Origin of the sequence: Bradyrhizobium sp. F1.4.3 (assembly GCF_040548375.1) — a bacterium.
Taxonomy (GTDB): domain Bacteria; phylum Pseudomonadota; class Alphaproteobacteria; order Rhizobiales; family Xanthobacteraceae; genus Bradyrhizobium.
This window is the reverse complement of the sequence record NZ_JBEPRN010000009.1, coordinates 52,480-76,587: the sequence shown is the minus strand read 5'-3', so window position 1 is coordinate 76,587 and position 24,108 is coordinate 52,480. Positions and strand designations below refer to the sequence as shown.

Here is a 24,108-nt window from a genome sequence, read left to right as displayed (position 1 = left end):
CTGCGACGTTGTCGCGGAAAGCCACATGTTCGACCTCAAAGATGCCCCACGGCAAGTGGGGAGCCCGGCTCGGCCGCAACGGACATGGGATTTCATGGAGACCTTGCTGGTCGGCCTGATTGCTACCGGCGCGTTCTTGCTGACAGGGGGGCTCGCGGTCACTTTGTTGCTAGCCGCTTACGGCGAAACAAAGACTCTGGCTCCCTCAGAGTTAGAGGCTGTGTGGTGGCAGGCCCGCTGGCAGGCCTCCGGCATTATCCTATCAGCTCCGGCGACGATCGCGGTGTTGTGGGTCGCAGTCAGGATGGCCGGCAGAGATTTCGCCGAATACTTGGCTCTTAACTGGCCAAGCAGAGACCAGCTCGTATTGGCCTTCGGCATCGTCATAATTTTCATGACGATCGAAATCTTTGTAACGATCAAGGTTGGGGCAACGAGGCCTCAAGCCGGCTCTGGCTTCGTCATTGGAGGCACGTCGGGACTGTTATTGTGGGCATTGGCGAGCTGTATCGTAGCTCCTGTCGTGGAAGAATTCGTATTTCGCGGCTTTATGTTTCGGGGCTGGTCTCGATCATTCTTGGGTCCGGGTGGTGCGATTGTGCTTATATCGGCATTGTGGGCGATGCAGCACATCCAGTACGGTTGGTATGAGCGCTCTTGGATATTTGTCTCAGGTCTCATATTCGGCGGCTTCCGCTTTCGCACTAAGTCCACTTGGTTATGTGTCATGGCTCACTCAGCCATGAACATGGGTGTTCTGTTCCTGGGGGGACCGTACGTCTAGCGGGCAGCCACCAGTGCGATGGCAATCGGCATCGTGATCGCCGCCAGGATCGTTTGCAGCGTGATGATCTGCGCCAGCAGCGGTGCGTCGCCGCCCATCTGGCGGGCCAGCACATAGGCGCTGGGCGAGGTCGGCACCGCCGCGCAGATCGCGACGATCGCGAGGCTGTTGCCGGACAGCCCGAACCAGGCCGCGAGTACCACGGCGAGCACGGGCATCAGCACCAGCTTGAATGCCACCCCGATCGTCGCGCTCACACTCGGGCGGAGCAAACCCTTGAGCTGAAGGCCGGCGCCGGTGACGAGCAGGCCGATCGCGAGCGACGAGCGGCCGAGCGCATCGGCGACCTCGTGCCAGATCTTTGGCAGCGGCAAATGAATGACGTTGATGAAGAGGCCGATGGCGCAGGCCCAGATCAGGGGATTGCGGATCACCGTCATGACAATCGCACGCGCGGACTGTTTCTCCGGCGATGCGTAATGCGCCAGCACCGCGACGCTGAACACGTTGACCAGCGGAATGATCGCGACCATCGCCACCGATGCCAGCGCCAGCCCGACGTCGCCGTACAGATTGGCGGACACCGAGAGCGCCACATAGGTCTGCCAGCGCGTCGCGCCCTGGAAGATCGAGGTGAAGGCCGGCCCGTCGATGTCGAGCCGCGCCAGCGCAGGGCGCAGCGCGAGGCACAATAGCGACATTGCCAGCGCCGATAGCAGCAGCGCGCCGCCGACGCCGGCGACCGGCACCCTGGAAAGGTCGGCCTTCACCAGCGTCTGGATCAGCAGCATCGGGAATAGAACGAAATAGGTCAGCCGCTCCAGCCCGTGCCATTGCGTGTCGAGCCGCATCAGGGTGCGTCTCAGCACCACGCCGAGCACGATGAGAATGAAGACCGGCAGCAGTGCCGCGATCACGACGGCCATGGATCAGCCGGCCCCTGGGCGAAGGTTGGCGAGCCGGTCGAGCGCGCCTTGCAGGATGAAGATCGCGGCGTGCTCGTCGATGACTTCGGCGCGTTTGGCGCGGCTGACGTCCATGCCGATCAGCTCGCGCTCGACCGCGGCGGTCGAAAGACGCTCATCCCAGAGGCCGATCGGAAGCGCGGTCAGGCCAGCAAGGTTGCGCGCGAAGGCGCGGGTCGATTGCGCGCGCGGGCCTTCGCTGCCGTCCATGTTGATGGGCAGGCCGAGTACGAAGCCGACCGCCTTGCGCTCGGCCGCGATCGCCAGCAGGCGGGCGGCATCCTGCTTGAACGCCTTGCGCTGGATGGTCTCGACGCCGGTCGCGAGCCGGCGGTCCGGGTTGGACACGGCAACGCCGATGGTCTTGGTGCCGAGATCAAGGCCGACCAGCCCGCCGCGTTCGGGCCAGTGGGTTGCAGCATCGACCAGGGGCAGGATAAGAGCCGGCATGGTTTAGCGCATATCACGCGTTGCGCCGCGGAGTGAACCCGGAAATGGATGCACTGACGTTATTCGGCCTGTTTGCCGTCACCGCGATGCTGGTCTGCTATGCAATGGAAGACCGCAGCCACTGGTTCGTGCTGCTGTTCGCCGGAGCTTGCGCGCTCGGCTCGATCTACGGCTTCCTGCAAGGGGCCTGGCCGTTCGGCCTCGTCGAGGCGATCTGGGCCCTCGTTGCACTGCGGCGATGGCATCTCAGGCCGCGATGACGTCGTCGTCCTTCTTCAGGCACGCGATAAAGCCGCTGAGCGCGCTGTATTGATGCCCGGCGCGGCGCTGGATGAAGAGTGTCTCGACGCGCGCGTGCGCCGGGGTCAGCGCGTGGATCGACACGCTGCCGTTCATCGCGCTGCGTTCGACCACGGTGCGTGGCAGCAGTGTCACGCCCATGTCGGCGGCGACGCAGCCGATCATGCCGTCGAGCGTACCGAGCTCGAAGCGCACGGCTGACGGCCAGCCGAACTCGACAAAGATCTGTTCGAGCCGCTGGCGATAGGTGCAGCCGGTGCGGAACACCAGCGCGGTCGGGCCGGACTCCGGCGTACCGGCGCGCAGTTCGGCAAGTGAGCTCCAGCGCCGCGCGCTGACCAGCACGAGCTCTTCGCGGAACGCGCTCGTGGCGATGAGGTCTGCATGCGCGATCGGACCTGCGACGAAGGCGCCGTCGAACGTGCCATCGAGCACGCCCGCGACGAGGTCTGCGGTGGTGGCCGTGCGCAGGCTGAGCCGCACGGCGGAGAAGCGGCGGTGGAAATCAGCGAGAAGCGGTGGCAGCCGCACCGCGGCCGTGGTCTCCATCGAGCCAATCGCGAGCGGACCCTTCGGCTCGCCGTCATCACGCGCGGCGAGCACGGCCTCGCGCGACAACGCGGCCATCCGCTGCGCGTAAGGCAAAAGCCTTTTGCCGGCGCCGGTCAGGGTCATGCCGCGGCTATGGCGCTCGAACAGCGGCGTGCCGATCTCGGCTTCCAGCGCCTTGACGCGCTGGGTGACGTTGGACTGCACCGTGTTGAGCTCTTCGGCAGCGCGGGTGATGCCGCCGGTGCGTGCGACCGCGGCGAAGGTCTGGATATCACTGAGTTCCATGTCATCGTTTCGCTTTTGTGATGGCAGCGTTCGCTACAATTCAATTTTCGAGAATGTTATTCCGGCCTAGTCTTGCTGTCGAGAGTGGAGGAGCCATGCCGATCACCACGTCGCTGACCGAGCTCCTGGGGATCAAGCATCCGATCCTGCTGGCGCCGATGGATACGATCGCGGGCAGCCAGCTGACCCGTGCTGTCAGCGAGGCCGGTGGCTTCGGGATCCTGGGCGGCGGCTATTGCGATCAGACCCGGCTTGAGGGTGAGGCCAGGCAGCTCAGCGGCTTTGCACCGTTCGGCATCGGCTTCATCACCTGGAGCCTGGCAAAGCAGCCAAAGCTTCTCGACATCGCGCTGGACGCGCGTCCGCAAGCCATCATGCTGTCGTTCGGCGATCCGTCGCCGTTTGCGCCGCGTATCAAGGCGCGCGGCGTGCGGCTGATCTGCCAGGTGCAGAGCGAGGACATGGCGAAGCAGGCGCTGGACGCCGGCGCGGAGATTTTGATCGCGCAGGGCACCGAAGCCGGCGGCCACGGCGCATCGCGCACCACAGTCGACATCGTTCCGGCGATCGTCGATCTTGCGGCGGGACACGTGCCGGTCGTTGCGGCCGGCGGGATCGCCGATGGTCGGGGCCTCGCCGCGATGATGATGCTGGGCGCATCAGGCGTGCTGGTCGGAACGCGCTTCTACGCAAGTGTCGAGGCAAACGGCGCGGAAGAGGCGAAGCAGCGCATTCGCACGGCTGATGGCAACGACACCGTGCGCGGCGTGATCCCCGACTGGTCGCGAAAACTGTTCTGGCCGGCCCCGTTCACCGCACGCACGCTGGTCAACGACCACATCAAGAGCTGGACCGGCCGCGAGGTCGAGCTGATGCAGCGCGCAGGCGAGGTCGCCGCCGAGTATGCTGCGGCAAAAGCCGCGGGCAATTTCGACGTTGCCGCTGTCTTTGCCGGCGAGGCCGTCGGCCTGATCCATGATATTCCGTCCGCGGCCGAGATCGTCGAACGGATCGCGACCGAAGCCGAGCAGTTGCTCGCCGGCCGCCGCAACTCCATCGTATCGCTCGCCTGACACAAGAGAGACACCACCATGTGGCCCGACCGTCGACTGATCGATCTCTTCAAGACCGAATTCCCGATCGTGCTGGCGCCGATGGCCGGTGTGATGGATGCCGAGCTGGTGATTGCGGCCGCGCAAGGCGGGGCGCTGGGGTCGCTGCCCTGCGCGATGCTGTCTGCGGAGAAAATCCGCGAGCAGGTCAACATCATCCGCCAGCGCGTGACGGCGCCGGTCAATCTGAACTTCTTCTGCCACACGCCGGTCGAACTCACGTCCGAGGCCGAGGCGCGCTGGAAGCAGCGTCTCGCGGGCTATTACAGGGAGCATGGCCTCGATCCGGCGGCGCCGGTCAATGCTGCCAACCGGGCGCCGTTCGATGCGGCGACCTGCGCGGTCGTGGAGGAGTTGAAGCCGGAGGTCGCGAGCTTCCATTTCGGGCTCCCGGAGCAGGCCTTGCTCGACCGCATCAGATCGGCCGGATGCCTTGTGATCGCCTCGGCGACCACGGTGAAGGAAGCGGTTTGGCTGGAGCAGCGCGGCGTCGACGCCATCATTGCGCAGGGCGCCGAGGCGGGTGGCCATCGCGGCATGTTCTTGACCGACAAGATCGCCGAGCAACCCGGGCTCTTTGCGCTGCTGCCGCAGATCGTCGACGCGGTGAAGGTGCCGGTGATCGCGGCCGGCGGCATCGCCGACGGGCGCGGCATTGCTGCGGCATTCACGCTCGGCGCATCCGGCGTGCAGATCGGCAGCGCTTATCTGCGCTGTCCGGAATCGACGCACACGGCGGCGGGGCGAGCCGCGCTTGCGGAGGGACGGGATGATTCCACCGTGATCACCAATGTCATGACCGGGCGGCCCGCGCGAGGCGTCCAGAACCGCCTGATCTGCGAGGTCGGCCCGATCTCGCCCGATGCCCCGCCATTTCCCCATGCCGCAACCGCCTTGGCACCGCTGAAGGCGGCAGCCGAGAAACAAGGCCGCGTGGACTTCACCAATCTCTGGGCGGGGCAGGCGATCGCCATGGGACGGGAGCTTCCCGCGGTCGAATTGACCCGGGATCTTGCGAAATCGGCCCTGGCGCGCCTGCGCCAGATGGCCGGCTAGTCCCCAGCGCCGGTTGCGGCGCAAAAGCGGCCTCTGCTATACGGCGGTTAGATTTTGCCGTGAGAGGCCTTATATAATGTCCGTCGACGCCACGACCGTCCGCCGCATCGCGCATCTGGCGCGCATTGCGGTTTCCGAGGACGAGGTTCCGCATCTGCAAGGCGAGCTCAACGCCATGCTCGCCTTTGTTGAGCAGCTCTCGGAGGTCAATGTCGAGGGCGTGGAGCCGATGACCTCGGTGACCCCGATGCAGATGAAGAAGCGGCAAGACGTGGTCAATGATGGCGAGATCGCCGACGATATCGTTGCCAACGCGCCTGCGACCGAAGGTCACTTCTTCCTGGTGCCCAAGGTTGTTGAGTAACTCAATTCAGGACGCTGTCCGATGTGCATGCTTTGCGACGATGAGAAGGCCTATCAGGCCTATATGAACTATCTCGACAAGATGGAGCGGCAGGGCAAGGCTGCCGACCCCAATGTCGCGGTCAATGCCGTGCTCGACGAGATCGAGGCCGCTGCGAACGCCGCCGCCAAGAAAAAAGACGACCCGGCCAACGACAAGACCCTGTCTCCGTTCTTCTGTAGCCCGATCAATAAATGACCAATTTGACATCGCTGACGCTCGCCGAGGCCCGCAAGGGCCTCGCGGCCAAGACTTTCACGTCACTCGAGCTGACCGACGCGCATCTGTCCGCGATCGAAGCCGCGCGCGTGCTCAACGCCTTCGTGATGGAGACGCCGGACCAGGCACGCGCGATGGCGCGTGATGCCGACGGCAAGATCGCCAAGGGCGATGCCGGTCCGCTCGCCGGCATTCCGCTCGGCATCAAGGATCTGTTCGCGACCAAAGGCGTGCGCACCACGGCGTGCTCAAAAATCCTCGGCAATTTCGTGCCGACTTATGAATCGACCGTCACCTCGCAGCTCTGGCGCGACGGTGCGGTGATGCTCGGCAAGCTCAACAATGACGAGTTTGCCATGGGCTCGTCGAACGAGGCGTCCTGCTTCGGCCCCGTCGGCAATCCGTGGCGGCGCGACGGCTCCAACACAACGCTGGTGCCGGGCGGCTCGTCCGGCGGCTCAGCGTCTGCGGTAGCGGCGCTTTTGTGCATGGGCGCGACCGCGACCGACACCGGCGGCTCGATCCGCCAGCCGGCGGCGTTCACCGCGACCGTCGGCATCAAGCCGACCTATGGCCGCTGCTCGCGCTGGGGCATCGTCGCCTTTGCCTCGTCGCTCGACCAGGCCGGCCCGATCGCGCGCAGTACGCGCGATGCGGCGATGCTGCTGCGCTCCATGGCCGGCCACGATCCGAAGGACACGACCTCGGTCGATATCCCCGTGCCGGATTACGAGGCGGCGATCGGCAAGTCCGTGAAGGGCATGAAGATCGGCATTCCCAAGGAATATCGTCTCGACGGCATGCCGGCCGAAATCGAAAAGCTCTGGAGCGACGGCGCGGCCTGGCTGAGGGCGGCTGGCGCCGAGCTCGTTGAGGTGTCGCTGCCGCACACGAAATATGCGCTGCCAGCCTATTACATCGTGGCGCCGGCGGAAGCCTCGTCCAACCTCGCGCGCTATGACGGTGTGCGCTACGGCCTGCGCGAGCAGGGCAAGAACATCATCGAGCTGTACGAGAACACCCGCGCCGAAGGTTTTGGCGCCGAGGTGCGCCGTCGCGTCATGATCGGCACCTACGTGCTCTCGGCCGGCTATTACGACGCCTACTATCTGCGCGCCCAAAAGGTGCGCACGCTGATCAAGAAGGACTTTGAGGATTGCTTCGCCAAGGGCGTCAACGCGATCCTCACCCCGGCAACGCCGTCGGCCGCCTTCGGCATCGGCGAGAAGGGCGGCGCCGATCCCGTCGAGATGTATCTCAACGACATTTTTACGGTGACCGTGAACATGGCGGGGCTGCCGGGCATCGCCGTTCCCGCGGGCAAGGACGCGCAGGGTCTGCCGCTTGGGCTCCAACTGATCGGCCGTCCCTTCGACGAAGAGGCGTTGTTCTCGCTCGGCGAGGTGATCGAGCAGGCCGCCGGCCGCTTCACGCCTGCGAGGTGGTGGTGAATGTCGCGGCGTTCATCGCGAGCCTCGACGGCGCGGCGCCCGCGCCTAGCCTGAGCGCGCCGCTCGCCGGTCTCTGGTGGGCCGCGAAGGGCGACTGGGACCAGGCGCACAAGATCGTCCAGGACGAGAGCAGCCGCGACGCCGCCTGGGTGCATGCCTATCTGCACCGCGTCGAAGGCGATCTCGGCAATGCCGGCTATTGGTACCGTCAGGCCGGCCAGCCCGCGGCAAAGGATTCATTGGAAGCGGAGTGGGAGCGGATCGCTGCCACGCTGCTTGGGAGCAAGACATGAGCACGGCCACGTACAAGCTTCTCAAGGGCTCAACCGGCGATTGGGAGATGGTCATCGGCATGGAGATCCATGCCCAGGTGACCTCGAACTCGAAGCTGTTTTCGGGCGCGTCCACCGCGTTCGGTGGCGAGCCGAACAGTCACGTCTCACTTGTCGACGCCGCGATGCCGGGCATGCTGCCCGTGATCAACGAGGAATGCGTCAGGCAGGCTGTCACGACCGGTCTAGGCCTCAATGCGCGGATCAACCTGCGCTCGGTGTTCGACCGCAAGAACTATTTCTATCCGGACTCGCCGCAGGGCTACCAGATCAGCCAGTACAAGTCGCCGATCGTGGGCGAGGGCGAGGTCGTGGTCGAACTGGACGGCGGCAAGACCGCCACGATCGGGATCGAGCGGCTGCATCTGGAGCAGGACGCCGGCAAGTTGTTGCACGACCAATCTCCGACCATGTCCTATGTCGACCTCAACCGGTGCGGTGTAGCGCTGATGGAAATCGTGTCAAAACCGGACATCCGCGACGCCGAGCAGGCCAAGGCCTACCTGACAAAACTGCGCTCGATCCTGCGCTATCTCGGCACCTGCGACGGCGACATGGAGAAGGGATCCTTGCGCGCCGACGTCAACGTCTCCGTGCGCAAGCCGGGTGCGCCGCTCGGCACCCGCTGCGAGATCAAGAACATGAACTCGATCACCTTCATCGGCCAGGCGATCGAGTACGAGGCGCGGCGCCAGATCGAAATCCTCGAGGACGGCGGCGCCATCGACCAGGAGACGCGGCTCTACGACCCCAACAAGGGCGAGACGCGCTCGATGCGGTCCAAGGAAGAGGCGCATGACTACCGCTACTTCCCCGATCCGGATCTGTTGCCGCTGGAGTTTTCGCAAACCTTCGTCGACGATCTGAAGGCGAAGCTGCCCGAACTGCCGGATGAGAAGAAGGCGCGCTTCATTGCTGACTTCGGTCTCTCCGCCTATGACGCGAGCGTGCTCGTGGCAGAGCGCGAGAGCGCGGTGTTCTACGAGACTGTGCTCGACAGGCTCGCCAACCGCGCCCGCGACGGCAAGATGGCGGCGAACTGGGTGATCAACGAGTTGTTCGGCCGCCTCAACAAGGAAGGCCGGAATATTACGGTCTCTCCGGTCAACGCCGAACAGCTCGCCGCGATCATCGACATGATCGGCGAGGGCACGATCTCGGGCAAGATCGCCAAGGATCTGTTCGAGATCGTCTGGCAGGAGGGCGGCGATCCCCGCGCGCTGGTTGAAAGCCGCGGCATGAAGCAAGTCACCGACCTCTCGGCGATCGAGAAGGTGGTAGACGACATCATCGCGGCCAATCCCGACAAGGCCGCGCAGGTCAAGGACAAGCCGCAGTCGCTCGGCTGGTTCGTCGGCCAGGTGATGAAGTCATCCGGCGGCAAGGCCAACCCGCAAGCGGTCAACGACCTGCTCAAGTCGAAGCTCGGCATCTGACGCCGTGCATCGAACGAGGTGACCGACGACCTCCGTCACGTCGCTTCAGTTCGAGATGCGACGCTCGCCTGCGTCATCGACGACCAACATCATCCCACTTGAGCCACTCAGCGGCGACCGAATCGCCGTGACGCGATTCGCGCAAAACGGCGGCTTGCACACGCTTTGACGAGCGCTCGCGCCGTTAAGCATGAAAATATTTTCGTTGCCAAAGCTCGCGACTCAGAGTCCGCGGCGCGGCTCTGCGAGGCGATCGAGCGAGTCGCGATGCGGGTCGTCGCGTCGATCACACGCGATGCGCGCATACAGAAAAATACTTTCTGCATAGTGTTTTCTTGCAATCGCCACTCTCGCCGAGATCGATGCTGCGAGCCCTTTTTGCAATCGCAGGCGCGCGTCCCTTCGCATGCTCGCAGCGAGCGCGTGATGCGCACGTGCTCTGCTCCGTCAACACTTCCTTAAGTGAGAAGATGTTTTTTTCGTCGTGTTGGTGTATTCGGGGTGAGTGCATTCGATCCCCGAATGTACGCAGCGATTAAAGCCATCTCACACATCGGAGGGCAACATGGCCAAGAAAGCAAAGAAGGCGAAGAAGGCGAAGAAGGCGAAGAGCGCAGTGAAGAAGACTGCGAAGAAGACCCGCAAGGTCGCCAAGAAGAAGTAACTTCGCTTCTGAAGTTGCCGGCTCCCAGAGAGCCGGCACGTCATCAGCGCCTCTCAAAAGGTTCTGGTCGACGATAGAGGGTGTCGGCGAGACATCAGGTCAACGGTCGGATCGTCATCTTTCACGAGCTCGCTCGTCAAAGTCCGGTCCGGCAGAAGAAACAGGTTTTCTTCGTTCGGTGCGGCTCCGGTTCTCCGGCTCTGCAATTTCACGAGTAGCCTCGCGGTCAAAGTGGAATCTGGTCCTGACGTGTTCGCCGACGCCCTCGTTCCTTGAGGCCGGGGTATTGCCGGCATTCCCTTCCTGACATTACTGGTCTGGCCGTGAAGTGGCCGCGCTGCCTTTATGTGCTGCCTTGGGGCAGGCGAGGGCTGCGGCGAACAGTCATCGCGCAGGCGCAATGCCAAGCCATCGCATCGATGCCGGGTCTCGACCTTCGCGGCCTGCCGGCACGACTGCTGCGGGCGCCCCGCAGCGCGAGGGACCGTGGCCTTAACAGTGCGCCGCTCCCACAAATTGTAACCACAGGACACGCGCCACCGCGCGCGATGGTTATCGATGTCCCAAAATCCCAAGGTAAACGGAATCTGACGAATCGCAGAAGTGCCTGCAAATCAGGAACTTCTTGAATTGCCCGCGCGTGTGGCGCGGGCTCGCGTTTACGTCTGCTTCATCGCGATACTTAAACTGCCATTCAAATTTGCACGCCATCATCGCCTCGAACAAGCCGGCAAACGGCATGGGCAAAAAGACTCGGGGATGAGTTGAACAGCGCATGATCCAGGATGGATCACGCAAATCAGAGTTGGACGGGAGCCGCGCTCGGGGGAACGAGACGGTATAAGAGAAAAGGGGATGCGTTATGTTTCAGGGTACTTTCGATCTGGAGATGGCGACGCCAATCGACGCGGGCGCGCTGTCGGACGTGCTGTTCGAGCGCGGGATGTATTGGGCGAGCGGCCGTTCCGGCCTCGTCGATCTCGTTGCCGCGCACAAATGGTTCAACCTCGCCGCGCTGAAGGGCCGCAAGGACGCCGTCGCGCTGCGCCAGGAAGTCGCCGGGCAGATGTCGGACGTCGAGATCTCGGTCGCGCAGCGCGAGGCGAGGGCGTGGGTCACCGCACACTGAGCGGCGAATCGCGCCAAGCAGAATCGCGCAAAGGCCCGGGTTTCACGGGTGGGCGCGGTCGAGCTGAACCAAGCATGTGCGTCGTGCCGTCGCCCAGACCCGCGCGGCATGAGCAACCCCTGACAAAAATGGCCGATGGCTGCCGATTCAGATCGCGCCCGACGAATGCGATCTGGAACTCGGACGACCGCACAAGACCGGCATTCTGTCCGGATCTTTGGATCTTGGACCTTTCCATGCCGGCGCAGGTCCGAGGTGTGGTTCGACGTCCGGGCGGGCGCGCCGGTGCTGATTTTGTCCTCGCATTGGCGGATATGGCGGTCCGGCCGCCAGATGCGGACACACATATATAAGAGTTAAGAGTAGCGAATCGGGCCCGGGCGCCGCGCCGATCCTTGCGCGGCCATCGCGATGCCAGCTTTCAGGCGAAAGAACGCGCCAGCCTCAATTCTGCCGCTTGCGGCTCGCCGCCGGGTCGGGCATACCGCGCATATTGGAGACGTGGCCGAGTGGCTGAAGGCGGCGGTTTGCTAAACCGTTATAGGCTTGTAAAGGCCTATCGAGGGTTCGAATCCCTCCGTCTCCGCCAGCCAATCAATTAAGATTTTGGTTTTGTTTGGCTTTTTCGGCCTGTGCGGTTCTGCCTGCGGTGCAGACCCTGCCTCTAGCGCGTCCGTGACCCATCTGAAAATCGCCGGCGAAAACGTCGCGTTGATGGCAGCGATCTGCGCCAGCGTCTGGAAAGGTCGTTTCATCGCTTCATCGATTGTCAGCTCAAGAGTGACAGCGAAGTCCTGGAAGCGATCAAGGATGCACCGATAGATATTCTCGTCGATCGGGAAAGGTGAGAACCGGTCGGTCGACGTGGTGACGGCCCGCGCCCGAGAGCCGGTCGATTGCCCGGACCTGCCATAGCCGGCCCATATTAGAGTGTCGCCCCACGGCGGATGCCGCCGCGCGCTGCCCGCGTTGTCGTGGTCGCCTTCATTTTTCCAGATTGGTCGGTGCTCGGAGCGTCCCGACGAGTCCCCTTGCTGATTCCACGATTCGATCGGGACAGGACCGCAACACCGCTTCTCGGCGCTAGTGGGGTATCGGCCGGGAACTTCGATGGCAAATGGAACCGATTTTAAAATATAAGCGAATTCAACATCTTATCGTAGCGGCGCGATCACAACTGCGTGTTATTTGTGCAACACCCATCGGAAAACGAGGTCCATAGGCCCGTTTCGAAGCGTTCTGTTGTTGTGTGTGCAAAGACGTTCGGTAATTGTGACTGGGCGACGGAGGGGGGCATCCCAAGGTCGTCCCGTTTAGGTCTTTCGCTTAAGTCCCTCGCGTTCATGCGGGTGTGTCCGAAGACGCGAAGGTGGCCAAAGCGGTGATTTAAAGGGGGTTGGGGAATTGGCCGTTCGGGTCAGTAACCTTCCCTGAAGAGCAACTTGGAGGTTTAACATGAAGTTGGTTAAGAGCCTTTTGCTCGGCTCAGCGGCGGGTCTTATCGCCGTGGGCGGAGCGCAGGCAGCCGATCTGCCCGTGAAGGCCAAAGCGGTCGAATACGTGAAGATCTGTTCCCTGTACGGTGCTGGGTTCTACTACATCCCGGGCACTGACACCTGTATCAAGCTGGGTGGTTACCTGCGCGCCGAAGTCGGTCTGGGCACCAACAGCATCTACGGTATTGCGAACGGCTCTCCGGCCGGTGCGCACAACCGCCTGAGCAATTACTACACGATGCGCGCTCGTGAAGATCTCAACATCGACACACGCACCGCCACCGAATACGGCGTCGTCCGCACCTTCTTCGATGCGACGTTCTCCTGGACCACCGGCGGTTATCAGGGCATAGGCTCGCCGTTCGGTGGCACCGCCTATACCAGCACTCTGGCCCTCAATACCTCGGGTGCGACTCCGGCACTGGTTGGTTCGACGATCAACCCGACCGACGGCGGCACCTCGGGCGGTTCGCTCGGCGTGTACTATGCCTTCATCCAGTTCGCTGGCTTCACGATGGGTAAGGCCGTGTCGCAGTTCGACGCGCCCTGGACCAACTATCCCGGCAACAACATCGACAGTCTCGTCGGCGGCAGCGGCACGGTCACTGGTATCAACCAGTTCAGCTACACTGCTGACTTCGGTCAGGGCATCACGGCGTCGTTCTCGGCGGAAGATCCGACCGCTTACATGCAGGCCGGCAACGTCAACCTCGCAGGCGCTAGCGTGGCTGGCCTCGTCGGCGGCACCAGTGGTATCAACGCCATCGGCGGTTCGCGTTCGCCGAACCTCGTTGGCCAGTTGCGTGTCGACCAGGCTTGGGGTCTGTTCCAAGCGTCGGTTGCGGCGCACGACAACCACGTTGCCTACTACGGCGCAACCGAAACGACTGGCCACCCCGAGGACAAGTGGGGTTGGGCGGTTCAGCTCGCTCTGTCGATCAAGAACATCCCGACTGGCGCGGGTGACACGATCAACATCCAGGGCGTCTACACCGACGGCGCGACCCGCTACAACTTCCAGAACCTGGCGGGTAGCTCGTACTCGATGTTCGGCAGTTCCGGCATCGCCTACCAGAGCGTCGGCTTCGCCTTTGCTCCGGACACGGTGTTCACGTCGGCGGGCGGCGGTTCCTCGCAGGAAAGCGTCAAGACCTGGGGTTTCCGCGGTGCGTACACCCATAACTGGGATCCGTACTGGAACACCTCGATCTACGGTGCTTACGCTGCTGCGCAGTTTGGCTCGCTTGCCAAAACCTCGGTCTGCGGCGTTGGCGGTACGTTCGCCGTTGCTGGCGTGACCTCGTGTAACCCCGACTTCAACATTGCTCAGGCGGGCATCGTCACCCGCTGGACCCCGGTCAAGAACCTGACGTTCTCGGGCGAATTCAACTGGACCCACTTGGACTCGAAGATGGCGGGTACATTTGTTTACGGTGGTGCTGGTGCAATCGCGAAGCCGGGCGCTACGTACGAGCTGAAGGATCAGGACAGCCTGACCATGCTCTTCCGCGCTCAGCGCAACTGGTAAGTTCGGTCTAACGACTTGACCTCCAAGGCCCCTGGCGGGAAACCGCCGGGGGTTTTTTGCCTTAGAGGCAACAATTGCGACGAGCGATGGGCTTTATGACGCGCAGCTCGACAGATGACACTCGACGACCTGCGGTGATTGACCAACTGGCCAGAGCGCTCAGGACCTTGGATCAATTGATCGGTGATGTTCAGTCCATGTGGGCTAAAGCGCTGGAGTTGACGGTCCCTCAGTAGAACATTCTCGCCCTTATTGCCGATGCGGACGATGCGGTTGGGATGTCCGTCAAGTCAGTCGCGGAAGCGTTGAAGGTAAATCCTTCGTTTGTCGTCCATCAGTCGCGGCCTCTGGAAGCCCGAGGGTTCAAAGAAAGGGACCAAGCAACGATAAGAGAATCGTCTACCTGACAATCACGCCAAAGGCATTAAGACAGCTTGCTCATTTGACCAGAGTAGGAACGCAGTGACGCTTCTATCAGAAAGGTGCTGGGCGAGGTCGGCACGCAACGAACGCTTCTATCATTGAATGATCTTCAGCAATGTCTCTTGCGTTGCCGTCTGAGTGTGCAGCTCGACGAATAGCGAGAGCGTTGCGGCTTTTGAACGGGGAGTATTCGCATGACTTTCCTGGACGGAATGGCGGAGGCCCGCTAAAAGCAGCAAATGGCTTTGCTCGGTGGGCGTTGCGACGTGGCTACCAATCATATAAGCGGCAATCTTCTCACTCAGGCCCTTCAACAGGCCTCGTTTGCGCTCCGAATGCGAGATTTTGGCCTCGCTGAGCAAGTCGCAGCGAAAATCCTGAAATCGAATCGCGCCGAGAGGAATGCGGTGCTTATTCTGGCACACGCGCTACTTGGCCAGGGACGCTCTGAGGAGACTATTGCGCCGCTTGAACGAGCAGCCCGCCGTGGCAACGATCCGGAGATCGAGATGTTGCTCGGCCATTCACTTTGCGGATCGGGGCGGGTGGTTGAGGGGATCGAATGGCTTCGCCGGACCTCGGCCAGGCGTCCACCGTATGTTCCTGCATTTCAGGAGTTGGCCGGCCAGCTTGCGAAGATTGGACAGCTCGACGACGCAATCAAAATCATCGAGAGCGGCATTGCCCTCTCTCCCGCGACCATTGAGCTGAGAGTCGATCTTGGACGCTTGTGTCTTGAGGGGAACGAACGCGCAAAGGCGCTTGCCGCACTTATGGTAGCGCGCGATGCGGCACCTGGACGCCTCGACGTTCTGTCAGAGCTCGCGAGGGCCTTGCTCCTCGATGGGAGGTTCGCGGATTCCGCGGAAAGCTACCGTCAAGTGCTCGCGTTGCGCCCGGATGATACGCTGTCCCGGACGAATCTCGCCATCTGTCTTATGGAAATGGGCGAACGCGCTGGCGGTGAGGCCGCATTGCGCAGCGTACTTCGAGGAAGGCCTGCAATGCTTGGCCGCGCAGCCTTCGCGCTTGCCAGTGCGTCTCATGGCCGATTCTTCTTCCGGCCGAGCGCAGCAGCAAAATTCTTAGAGTGAAGGTCTGCGTTTAGATCACTGTCTATACTTCCGCCGATACAATCCAGGTTCTCGTTTGAGCGCTGAGCTCAACTCGCGAATCCGTCGCGCCTCATCGTCGCTGAGGGATGAGGTTTCCATCACCCAATCACCTCGTTTCACAGGTATGCACTGCGCAATCGGCGTCCCCTTGGGAAGAACTCCGTTAAAGCCTGTGTTGTGCCAATGCGCAGGAAAGTGAATCCAGGCATCCTTATAGGAATCGGAATCGACAAATCCGCTGAGGGTGGTGAATGGCAGGTCGAAGCGATTGACGGGATGAGTGAAGAACAGCCTGTATCCTTCCGGCGCTTCGATGGTCCAGAGGTTGTGGAATTTAATGAAGAAGCGGTCTGGCTCAAAGAGGGGCGAACCTGACAGTTGACTACCATCGTGGAAACTGATTGGCGACCGCGGAACATCGAGCCCGACGCTGGGCGGGAAACTGTTATCCCACCTGATTTCACCGTTTTCGATTGTCAAGTCACAGACTAACGGAATCAGAAATCCGGACGTCATCGCATCGACGAAAGGTGGGCACCGCTTGACCGTTTGGTCGTCTTGCTGATTGAGGGAACTGAAAGCGGTGGTGGGCATCGCCTTTAGCCAGTCGGGAACACCGAGAGTGGCTGGAGCCGGTTGTGGCAGCAGTCCTTCTAGTTCTTTCGGGCACCGGAATTTGAGTTTCAGCTCATTACTATCAGTCATTTTTACTATCAGTCATTTTTGGCGTTCCAAATCTGGCAACCGTCTACGTTGTGGCAACTCCCAAAGGAAGTAAAAAGGCAGTCACAACTGGGACTAGCTAGAACCCGACTGAACCATCCGCTCGATAACTCTGCCGCAGCGACCAGCGCACGCTCAGCTATGTACACTGGGAATCCCTGGGATTCCCAAATCGGCGTCATAAATTTCCTAAATGGACCTTTCGGGTCTTCCGCTCAAAAGGGGAGGCGGGGGCGCAGATGTGGGGCTCGCCACCGATGCGCTCGGCAGCGAATCGAGGAAGGGCGCCGCTACTCCACGCTGCCGGCGCCGCGGCGCAAATCGGCCTCGATCTGCAACCGCGAGCCACCGCCGAAGCGGGCGCGGTAAACTTGGAGATTCTCCATGATCCGCTGCACGTAGTTGCGTGTCTCGGAGAATGGAATCAGCTCGACCCAGTCGACAGCGTCCACCTTCGGGTCGCGCGGATCGCCGTAGCGGTCGATCCACTTCTTCACGCTGCCGCGGCCGGCGTTGTAAGCGGCAAAGGTCATGATGTAGGAGCCGCGGTAATCCTCGAGCAGTCCGCCGAGTTCGGCCGAGCCGAGCGTGGCGTTGTAGGCCGAATCGTTCTTCAGCCGCGACAAATCGTAGGTCGCGCCGTGCCGCTTGCAGACATAACGTGCGGCGTCCGGCGTCACCTGCATCAATCCATAGGCCTGGGCCGGCGAGACCACGGAGGGGTTGAACGCGCTTTCCTGCCGCGCGATGGCATAAACGATGCTGCGCTCGACCTCGGGGCCGATCGGGGTGAACTGCGGAATGCCGTTGACGGGATAGGCGTAGAAGTCGAACGGCAGCCCGCGATTCAGGGCGGCCTTGCCGACCAGCAGCATGCCGCGCGCGTCGCCGTAGCGTTGGGTCAGCTCGCCAAGGCCGGTGAGCGCTTCGGGATCGCCGTTCTCGCCCATGTCGGCGAGCATCGGCACCGCGATGTCGCGCTCGTCGAGCTCGTACAGCAATTGCGCGGCGCGCACGATCTCCAGCCGGTCGGCGCCGCGGCCGCGTGGCTGGCTGTTGAGCTCGATCTGCGGCAGGCCGAGTTTTGCGCGCGCAAGTTGGCCGTAATAGCTGGTGGACTGCTCGGCTGCGCGGGCGTAGGCGTTGCGCGCTTCCTGCTGGCGGCCTGCCGCTTCCGCGGCGCGACCCTGCCAGTAGCCGGCGCGCGCCAGCGTGGTCGGATTGACGCTGCCGACCCCGATGCGGGCAAAGTGCTGGGCGGCGGTCGCGGGATCGTTGAGGAAGCGCAGTGCGATCCAGCCCGCGGTGAATTCCTGCTCGGTCTTGTAGATGTCGCGCGAGGGCAGCGCCGCATCGCGCGCGATCAGATAGGCGCTGCGGAATTCTTCGGTGTCGATCATCTTGCGCGCCAGAAGGCGCCGCTCGATCCACCATTCGTCGAGATTGTAGAGCCGGTTCGGATCCTTCGGCGCCGACAGCATGAGCTGGGCGGCTTCGGCAAACTTCTCCTCGCGGCGCAGGAGCTGGATCTTGCTGAAGATGAAGCCGGGATCGTTGTGCAGCTCGCGCGGCACTTCTTCGAGCAGCGCGCGCGTGTTCGGCGCCTTCTTGTAGGAGGCGATGCGGGCCTTGGCGAGCGCGACATAGCCGGCGCCGAGGCGCTTAGCGGCACGCAGCGCCGCCTCGTGCTCGCTGCCGTAGAGCAGCGTGTCCATTCGCGCCTTCTGGTCGCCCGGCGTCAGCAGCGCGCCGAACTGGTCGAGCGCGTTGTTCTCGGTGTCATCCGACATCGGATCGCTGCGCCAGGCCTCGCGCACCAATCGCTCGGCATTGGCGCGGTCGCCACGTGCCAGCATCGCCTTGGCGAGCGTGAAGCGGCCCTTGGCTGAGACCGGGGATTCATTCTCGAACCACGACCACGCGACTGAATCGTCACGCCGGTCGTCCCACATCGCAGCCTCGAGGCGCCGGCGCAGGAAAGTCTGTGACGGCCAGCTCGGATTGGCAGCGAGGAAGGCGCGGTAGCGCTCCACGTTGGCGCCATTGTCCTCGCTGCGCAGGATGATCCATTCCGCGAGCTTTCGTGCGACGGGATCCGAAATCGAATCTGCGTAATTGGTTGCGTCGCCCGGCTTGCGCTTGCGCACGAGCTCGACGACGTTCTCCAGCGTGTCCTTGTCGGCTTGCGACGTCGACGAGGTCGCCGCGACCGCGGCCGGCGTGACCGGCTTGCGCGGCGCGGCGTGCTGGCGGGTCGCAGGTGCCAGCATGGGCGTTGCGACGGGTCTGGCGGCGGCTGCGGCAGGGGCGGAAGGTCTGACGGTGGCTGTCACCGCCGGCGCGGCCTGAGGGGCTGACGCGTTGGCCGGCCGTGACTTTGGAGCAGGGGTCGCAACTACAGGCTTCGGCTTGTCCTTCGCGGCCTCCTTGCCAGAATCCTTGGCAGGTTTCTTCGCAGCGTCCTTGGCGGGGGCGGGAGCCGCTCCCTTGCTCGCGCCTTTGGCTGTCTCTTTGCCCGTTTCCTTGGCTGTTTCCTTGCCTGTTCCCTTGGCTGTTTCCTTGGCCGATCCTTTGGCAGGTCCCTTCGCTGTGTCCTTCGGGGACTGCTTGACGGCTGGCTTCGCGGCTCCCTTTCCGGGTTCCTTCGTGGTGTCCTCGGTCGTCTCATTGGACTTGGCCAAGGCGGCGCAGCCGACCGACAGCCCGGCCATCAGGCACATGACCAGACCGGCGGATCGCCATGCGGCGCGAGGAAAGGAGGTCACGGCGTTACGTCGCCCCGAATCAGTCAAGTGGCTCAAGACATATCTGTACAAGATCTGGCTGTATTTGATTGAATATGCGGACAAAATACCAACAGCCGCTTACCTTCGCCGGGTTTGCACCACCACCACGGCAAAATCGCGGCCTAAACGGTGCGTCACACGGATGCGGCCCTTTTACCGGCCGGATAGACCCGATATGTATGGGGCTTGCTCTAAAATCTCGCCGCGTACGGAGGAAGTCCATGGCAGCCAAGACGAAATTCCGGGGGTCGTTCACCGCCTTGGTCACGCCGTTCAAGAACGGCGCGCTGGACGAGACGGCGTTCCGCTCGCTGGTCAACTGGCAGATTTCCGAGGGCACCAACGGCCTGGTCCCGGTCGGCACCACCGGCGAGAGCCCGACGCTCAGCCATGACGAGCACAAGAAGGTCGTCGAATGGTGCATTGGCGAGGCCAAGGGCCGCGTGCCCGTGATTGCGGGCGCCGGCTCCAACTCCACTAAGGAGGCGGTCGAGCTCGCCCAGCATGCCGAGAAGGCCGGCGCCGACGCCGTGCTGGTGGTGACGCCCTACTACAACAAGCCGACCCAGGAAGGGATGTATCAGCACTTCAAGGCGATCAACGATGCGATCGGAATCCCGATCATCATCTACAATATCCCGCCGCGCTCGGTGATCGACATGTCGGTCGACACCATGAAGCGGCTGTGGGAGCTGAAGAACATCGCCGGCGTCAAGGACGCCACCGCCAGCATGGTGCGCGTGTCGCAGCAGCGCGCGGCGATGGGCGAGGATTTCAACCAGCTCTCTGGCGAGGACGCAACCATCCTTGGCTACATGGCGCATGGCGGCCATGGCTGCATCTCGGTGACCTCGAACGTCGCGCCGCGCCTGTGCTCGGAGTTCCACGCCGCCTGGCAGAAGGGCGATCATGCCACGGCGTTGAAGCTGCACGACAAGCTGATGCCGCTGCACAACAACCTCTTCATCGAGAGCAATCCAGCGCCGATCAAGTATGCGATGACGCTGCTCGGCAAGATGGACGAGACACTACGGCTGCCGATGGTGCCGGTGTCCGAGCCGACCCGCGTCGCGGTGCGCAGCGCCATGGTGCACGCTGGCCTGATCAACTGACGCGCTAACTTTTCGGGGAAGCTTGTCATGAGCGCAGTCGACGAAAAGGGCAGGCGGATGCTCAAGGAGTTCCGCGATTTCGCCATGAAGGGCAATGTCGTCGACCTCGCGGTCGGCGTCATCATCGGTGCCGCCTTCGGCGCCATCGTCAACTCGCTGGTCGGCGACGTCATCATGCCGATGATCGGCGCGGCCACCGGCGGCCTCGACTTCTCGAACTACTTTACCCCCTTGTCGGCGAAGGTCACCGCCACCAACCTGGCTGACGCGAAAAAGCAAGGCGCGGTGCTGGCTTGGGGCAGCTTCCTGACGCTAACGATCAACTTCATCATCGTCGCCTTTGTGCTGTTCCTGGTGATCCGCGCCATGAACACGCTGAAGCGCAAGGAAGAGGCGGCACCCGCCGCGCCAGCGAAGCCGTCGGCCGAGGTCGAGCTGCTGACCGAAATCCGCGATCTCCTCAAGAAGTCTTGACGCGCGCGCTTCATCCAAACTGTTAGCGTCCGCACGCATCTCGATCGGGTTTCTTTGCCATGGCCGATAAGAACGAACGTCCTATCAAGGTCATGGCGGAAAATCGCAAGGCCCGCTTCAACTATGCCATCGAGGACACGGTCGAGGCGGGCATTGCGCTGACCGGCACCGAGGTCAAGTCGATCCGCAACGGCAAGAGCACGATTGCGGAATCCTACGCCGATTCCAAGGACGGCGAGATCTGGCTGATCAACGCCACCATTCCCGAATATCTCCAGGGCAACCGCTTCAACCACGAGCCCAAACGGCCGCGAAAACTGCTGCTGCACCGCAAGCAGATCAATAAGCTGATGGGTGCGGTCGACCGCGAGGGCATGACGCTGATCCCGCTCAAGCTCTATTTCAACGAGCGCGGCCGCGCCAAATTGCAGCTCGCGGTTGCAAAGGGCAAGAAGCTGCACGACAAGCGCGAGACCGAGAAGAAGCGTGACTGGAGCCGGGAGAAGGGCCGGCTGCTGCGGGCGAGGGGATAGCGAGATGACTCAGAGAAACCTGCTCGAGGTTGATTGGAGCCAGATCCCCGCCCCCGCCGACGACGGCGGCGCCGCGCATCTGGCCGGCATGACGCTGCCAGCGATCAGCCTGCTTGCGACCGACGACAATTCGGTCACGCTGTCGGCGCTCTCCGGCCGCACCGTGGTGTTCGCCTATCCGCGCACCGGCGAGCCAGGCAAGATCGCGCTGGTCGACGATTGGGACATGATTCCGGGCGCGCGGGGTTGCACGCCGCAGACTTGCGCGTTTCGCGACCTGTTCGCCGAGTTGAAGGCGGCTGGTGCCTCACAGGTGTTCGGGCTCTCGACCCAGAGCAACGACTACCAGACAGAGATGGCGTCGCGGCTGCATCTGCCGTTCCCCGTGCTCTCGGACGAGGAGCTGGCGCTCACGCGCGCCCTCAAGCTGCCGACCATGGAGGTCGCGGGCCTGACGCTGATCAAGCGCCTTGCGCTGATCATCGACGACGCGAAGATCACCCATGTGTTCTATCCGGTGTTTCCGCCCGACCGGAACGCCGGCGATGTCCTGGGCTGGCTGAAGGCCAATCCCGCCAAAGGCTAATCGAACTCGGCCTTTATCCTGGCGAACACGCTGCGGAACATATCCGTCGTCAGCACGCCGGTGTTCGTGTTGTAGCGCGAGCAGTGATAGCTGTCGTAGAGCCTGAACGCGCCGGCCTGATGCACCGCGCCATGGCCGAAGGGCGCTTGCGAAGCCTTCATCTTCAGCGGCTTGAGCACGGTGTCGTGCGCAATTCGCCCGAGGGCCACGATAGCGCGCAAATTCGGCATCGTCTCGAGGTTCGCGGCGAGAAACTGGCGGCAGGTATTGATCTCCACCGGCAGCGGCTTGTTCTGCGGCGGCACGCAGTGCACGGCATTGGCGATCCGGCAGTCGACCAGCTTCAGTCCGTCGTCGGGCCGCGCCTGATAGGCCCCTTTGGCGAAGCCGTATTCGATCAGCGTCGCGTAGAGCAGATCACCCGCGTAGTCGCCGGTGAACGGCCGCCCCGTGCGGTTGGCGCCCTGCATCCCCGGCGCAAGGCCAACGATCAGGAGGCGCGCCTTGATGTCGCCGAAGGGCGCAACCGGTGCATTGTGCCACAACGGCTCGCGCGCGCGGTTCGCCTCGCGAAAGGCGACCAGGCGCGGACAGAGCGGACAGTCACGGTCTGGGACGAGGGTGGGGGGCTGGCGGCTTAACCGAACCGCCTCACTCCTCGAAGTCGTCATCGCCCCTCGGCGCCATGGTGGTCGCGCGCTGGAGGAACTGCGGGGCGTGGTGGCGTGCTTCGCGCTCGCCGCGATCGCGCGGGGCGGGGCGCTCGGACGGATCGCGGCCAAGCTTGGACTGCAATTCGACGAGGTCGGTGAAGACGTCGGCCTGACGGCGCAGCTCGTCGGCGATCATCGGCGGCTGGCTGGCGATCGTGGAGATCACCGTGACCCGCACGCCGCGGCGCTGCACGGCCTCGACCAGGGAGCGGAAGTCGCCGTCGCCCGAGAACAGCACCATCTGGTCGATGTGCTCGGCGAGCTCCATGGCGTCGACCGCAAGCTCGATGTCCATGTTGCCCTTGACCTTGCGACGGCCGGAGGCATCGATGAACTCCTTGGTCGCCTTGGTGACCACGGTGTAGCCGTTGTAGTCGAGCCAATCGATCAGGGGACGGATCGAGGAATATTCCTGATCCTCGATGATCGCTGTGTAGTAGAACGCCCGCAGCAGTGTCCCACGGCTCTGAAATTCCTTCAGCAGGCGCTTGTAATCGATGTCGAAGCCGAGAGTTTTCGCCGTCGCGTAAAGATTGGCGCCATCGATGAAGAGCGCGATCTTGTTGGTAGGGGAAGGTGACATTCAGTTTGCTCGCGTAGTGTTCGTGATAAATCGTTTATTGTTGGCGCGGCGGCAGCAAGCCGCGCAGTTCAAAGTCCTGCCGAAACCCGTCGAAACCGCAAATCCGGAGAAGTCGGGGCAATCAAGGTATAGTTATGGCGGACTTTCATACTCCCGGCGCCGCCCCCAATGGCAGCCCGGGAAACCACCCATCCCAGCCCCAATGTGGGGGTAGCAGAGCCGTTTGGCGAGGCCAAATTACAAATTGGCCTTGCGAAACCGCCTTGGTCCCTATAACTAGCGCCAATCATCCACATATTTCGTCCCACCCACAACGGAGCGACAGTCCATGGCTCGCGTCACCGTAGAAGATTGTATCGACAAGGTCGACAACCGGTTTGACCTGGTCCTGCTGGCTGCCCACCGTGCCCGCATGATTTCGTCCGGTTCACAACTAACGGTTGACCGCGATAACGACAAGAACCCTGTTGTATCCTTGCGCGAAATTGCCGACGAGACAATCTCTCCGGAGGACCTCCGCGAGGAGCTCGTGCACTCCCTCCAGAAGTTCGTCGAGGTCGACGAGCCCGAGCCGGATACGGTGCCGCTGATCGGTTCCGCGGGCGCGAGCGTCGATGCCGACGATACCGAAGTTGCCGTGGAACGCATGACCGAAGAGGAGCTCCTGAAGGGCCTCGAAGGCCTCGCGCCGCCGGAAGAGCAGCCCGAGGAGGACGAGTAATCGTCCCATCGCGATCGTCGAATTCTTGTGATCTTATCAAAGGCCCGAACCCGTGTTCGGGCCTTTGCTTTTGTTGGCGTTTTCGTGGTTACCATAGCGTTGTCGTTTCGCGCCGCGCAGCTGTCACTGAATTGATCGGCCGCGCGCGCGATCGGAGCTAGGATGTATACAACGGGC

General features: G+C 62.6%; 25 protein-coding genes and 1 tRNA gene. 18 read left to right on the top strand and 8 right to left on the bottom strand.

The genetic code is table 11. The features are described 5' to 3' along the window. Positions 1-25 precede the first annotated feature (25 nt). Positions 26-784 carry a CPBP family intramembrane glutamic endopeptidase gene (locus ABIB73_RS22760; protein WP_354227522.1) on the top strand — a complete coding sequence of 253 codons (759 nt, stop codon included), beginning with the start codon at positions 26-28 and terminating at the stop codon, positions 782-784. Here ABIB73_RS22760 and ABIB73_RS22755 read toward each other — a convergent pair. Together ABIB73_RS22755 and ruvX are read right to left on the bottom strand one after the other, a co-directional pair. After that, positions 781-1,710: an AEC family transporter gene (locus ABIB73_RS22755; RefSeq protein ID WP_354227520.1), complete on the bottom strand. Its 930-nt coding sequence runs from the start codon at positions 1,708-1,710 to the stop codon at positions 781-783. The two genes, ABIB73_RS22760 and ABIB73_RS22755, sit on opposite strands and share 4 nt — an antisense overlap. 3 nt (positions 1,711-1,713) lie before the next feature. Continuing rightward, positions 1,714-2,199, bottom strand: a complete 486-nt coding sequence (gene ruvX, locus ABIB73_RS22750; RefSeq protein WP_354227519.1) for a Holliday junction resolvase RuvX — start codon at positions 2,197-2,199, stop codon at positions 1,714-1,716. Between the two features lie 44 nt (positions 2,200-2,243). Here ruvX and ABIB73_RS22745 point away from each other — a divergent pair, with 44 nt between their 5' ends. After that, complete coding sequence (locus tag ABIB73_RS22745) at positions 2,244-2,459, top strand: hypothetical protein (RefSeq protein WP_354227517.1); 216 nt, start codon at positions 2,244-2,246, stop codon at positions 2,457-2,459. Here the strand turns inward: ABIB73_RS22745 and ABIB73_RS22740 are convergent. Further along, positions 2,446-3,336 carry a LysR family transcriptional regulator gene (locus tag ABIB73_RS22740; RefSeq protein ID WP_354227515.1) on the bottom strand — a complete coding sequence of 297 codons (891 nt, stop codon included), beginning with the start codon at positions 3,334-3,336 and terminating at the stop codon, positions 2,446-2,448. The two genes, ABIB73_RS22745 and ABIB73_RS22740, sit on opposite strands and share 14 nt — an antisense overlap. 53 nt (positions 3,337-3,389) lie before the next feature. On the opposite strand from ABIB73_RS22740, the gene ABIB73_RS22735 reads away from it, so the two are divergent. From ABIB73_RS22735 to ABIB73_RS22690, 10 genes are all read left to right on the top strand, one after another. Beyond that, positions 3,390-4,409, top strand: a complete 1,020-nt coding sequence (locus tag ABIB73_RS22735) for an NAD(P)H-dependent flavin oxidoreductase (RefSeq protein WP_354227513.1) — start codon at positions 3,390-3,392, stop codon at positions 4,407-4,409. A gap of 18 nt (positions 4,410-4,427) precedes the next feature. Then, positions 4,428-5,504 carry an NAD(P)H-dependent flavin oxidoreductase gene (locus ABIB73_RS22730; RefSeq protein WP_354227511.1) on the top strand — a complete coding sequence of 359 codons (1,077 nt, stop codon included), beginning with the start codon at positions 4,428-4,430 and terminating at the stop codon, positions 5,502-5,504. A 76-nt stretch (positions 5,505-5,580) separates the two neighbouring features. Beyond that, complete coding sequence (gene gatC, locus ABIB73_RS22725; protein WP_157330292.1) at positions 5,581-5,868, top strand: Asp-tRNA(Asn)/Glu-tRNA(Gln) amidotransferase subunit GatC; 288 nt, start codon at positions 5,581-5,583, stop codon at positions 5,866-5,868. A 21-nt stretch (positions 5,869-5,889) separates the two neighbouring features. Continuing rightward, the gene (locus ABIB73_RS22720) at positions 5,890-6,105 is read left to right on the top strand and encodes a hypothetical protein (protein WP_014494728.1); all 216 of its coding nucleotides are present in this window, start codon (positions 5,890-5,892) and stop codon (positions 6,103-6,105) included. Further along, entirely contained in the window at positions 6,102-7,577 is a 1,476-nt protein-coding gene (gene gatA / locus ABIB73_RS22715; protein ID WP_354227509.1) for an Asp-tRNA(Asn)/Glu-tRNA(Gln) amidotransferase subunit GatA, read from the top strand. The genes ABIB73_RS22720 and gatA overlap by 4 nt, the downstream gene beginning before the upstream one ends. After that, positions 7,568-7,870 (top strand): hypothetical protein, encoded by a 303-nt coding sequence (locus ABIB73_RS22710; RefSeq protein ID WP_354227507.1) that lies wholly within the window; start codon positions 7,568-7,570, stop codon positions 7,868-7,870. The genes gatA and ABIB73_RS22710 overlap by 10 nt, the downstream gene beginning before the upstream one ends. Then, on the top strand, positions 7,867-9,345 hold the full coding sequence (gene gatB, locus ABIB73_RS22705; protein WP_354227505.1) for an Asp-tRNA(Asn)/Glu-tRNA(Gln) amidotransferase subunit GatB: 1,479 nt from the start codon (positions 7,867-7,869) through the stop codon (positions 9,343-9,345). The genes ABIB73_RS22710 and gatB overlap by 4 nt, the downstream gene beginning before the upstream one ends. A gap of 1,526 nt (positions 9,346-10,871) precedes the next feature. Continuing rightward, the gene (locus ABIB73_RS22700) at positions 10,872-11,138 is read left to right on the top strand and encodes a hypothetical protein (RefSeq protein WP_354227503.1); all 267 of its coding nucleotides are present in this window, start codon (positions 10,872-10,874) and stop codon (positions 11,136-11,138) included. A gap of 495 nt (positions 11,139-11,633) precedes the next feature. Then, a tRNA-Ser gene (locus ABIB73_RS22695) sits at positions 11,634-11,727 on the top strand. 866 nt (positions 11,728-12,593) lie between these two features. Continuing rightward, positions 12,594-14,162, top strand: a complete 1,569-nt coding sequence (locus ABIB73_RS22690; protein WP_354227501.1) for a porin — start codon at positions 12,594-12,596, stop codon at positions 14,160-14,162. A 518-nt stretch (positions 14,163-14,680) separates the two neighbouring features. On the opposite strand, the gene ABIB73_RS22685 is transcribed toward ABIB73_RS22690, so the two are convergent. Then, entirely contained in the window at positions 14,681-14,899 is a 219-nt protein-coding gene (locus ABIB73_RS22685) for a hypothetical protein (RefSeq protein WP_354227499.1), read from the bottom strand. On the opposite strand from ABIB73_RS22685, the gene ABIB73_RS22680 reads away from it, so the two are divergent. Next, positions 14,825-15,679, top strand: a complete 855-nt coding sequence (locus ABIB73_RS22680; RefSeq protein WP_502918451.1) for a tetratricopeptide repeat protein — start codon at positions 14,825-14,827, stop codon at positions 15,677-15,679. The genes ABIB73_RS22685 and ABIB73_RS22680 overlap by 75 nt on opposite strands. A gap of 15 nt (positions 15,680-15,694) precedes the next feature. On the opposite strand, the gene ABIB73_RS22675 is transcribed toward ABIB73_RS22680, so the two are convergent. Beyond that, on the bottom strand, positions 15,695-16,405 hold the full coding sequence (locus ABIB73_RS22675; RefSeq protein ID WP_354227495.1) for a hypothetical protein: 711 nt from the start codon (positions 16,403-16,405) through the stop codon (positions 15,695-15,697). Positions 16,406-16,713: 308 nt separating this feature from the next. After that, on the bottom strand, positions 16,714-19,134 hold the full coding sequence (locus ABIB73_RS22670) for a transglycosylase SLT domain-containing protein (protein WP_354227854.1): 2,421 nt from the start codon (positions 19,132-19,134) through the stop codon (positions 16,714-16,716). 296 nt (positions 19,135-19,430) lie between these two features. On the opposite strand from ABIB73_RS22670, the gene dapA reads away from it, so the two are divergent. The 4 genes from dapA to ABIB73_RS22650 are packed head-to-tail and all read left to right on the top strand — an operon-like array spanning position 19,431 to position 21,914. Beyond that, positions 19,431-20,321 carry a 4-hydroxy-tetrahydrodipicolinate synthase gene (dapA, locus tag ABIB73_RS22665; protein ID WP_354227493.1) on the top strand — a complete coding sequence of 297 codons (891 nt, stop codon included), beginning with the start codon at positions 19,431-19,433 and terminating at the stop codon, positions 20,319-20,321. Between the two features lie 57 nt (positions 20,322-20,378). Next, on the top strand, positions 20,379-20,795 hold the full coding sequence (gene mscL, locus ABIB73_RS22660) for a large conductance mechanosensitive channel protein MscL (protein ID WP_354227852.1): 417 nt from the start codon (positions 20,379-20,381) through the stop codon (positions 20,793-20,795). Between the two features lie 59 nt (positions 20,796-20,854). Then, the gene (smpB, locus tag ABIB73_RS22655; protein ID WP_148743736.1) at positions 20,855-21,328 is read left to right on the top strand and encodes an SsrA-binding protein SmpB; all 474 of its coding nucleotides are present in this window, start codon (positions 20,855-20,857) and stop codon (positions 21,326-21,328) included. 4 nt (positions 21,329-21,332) lie between these two features. After that, the gene (locus tag ABIB73_RS22650) at positions 21,333-21,914 is read left to right on the top strand and encodes a peroxiredoxin (protein WP_354227491.1); all 582 of its coding nucleotides are present in this window, start codon (positions 21,333-21,335) and stop codon (positions 21,912-21,914) included. On the opposite strand, the gene ABIB73_RS22645 is transcribed toward ABIB73_RS22650, so the two are convergent. Continuing rightward, on the bottom strand, positions 21,911-22,585 hold the full coding sequence (locus ABIB73_RS22645) for a uracil-DNA glycosylase (RefSeq protein WP_354227489.1): 675 nt from the start codon (positions 22,583-22,585) through the stop codon (positions 21,911-21,913). The two genes, ABIB73_RS22650 and ABIB73_RS22645, sit on opposite strands and share 4 nt — an antisense overlap. Next, positions 22,566-23,210, bottom strand: a complete 645-nt coding sequence (locus ABIB73_RS22640) for a LabA-like NYN domain-containing protein (protein ID WP_148773836.1) — start codon at positions 23,208-23,210, stop codon at positions 22,566-22,568. The genes ABIB73_RS22645 and ABIB73_RS22640 overlap by 20 nt, the downstream gene beginning before the upstream one ends. Positions 23,211-23,538: 328 nt before the next feature. On the opposite strand from ABIB73_RS22640, the gene rpoZ reads away from it, so the two are divergent. After that, complete coding sequence (gene rpoZ, locus ABIB73_RS22635) at positions 23,539-23,931, top strand: DNA-directed RNA polymerase subunit omega (RefSeq protein ID WP_014494742.1); 393 nt, start codon at positions 23,539-23,541, stop codon at positions 23,929-23,931. The last annotated feature ends 177 nt before the right edge of the window (positions 23,932-24,108 follow it).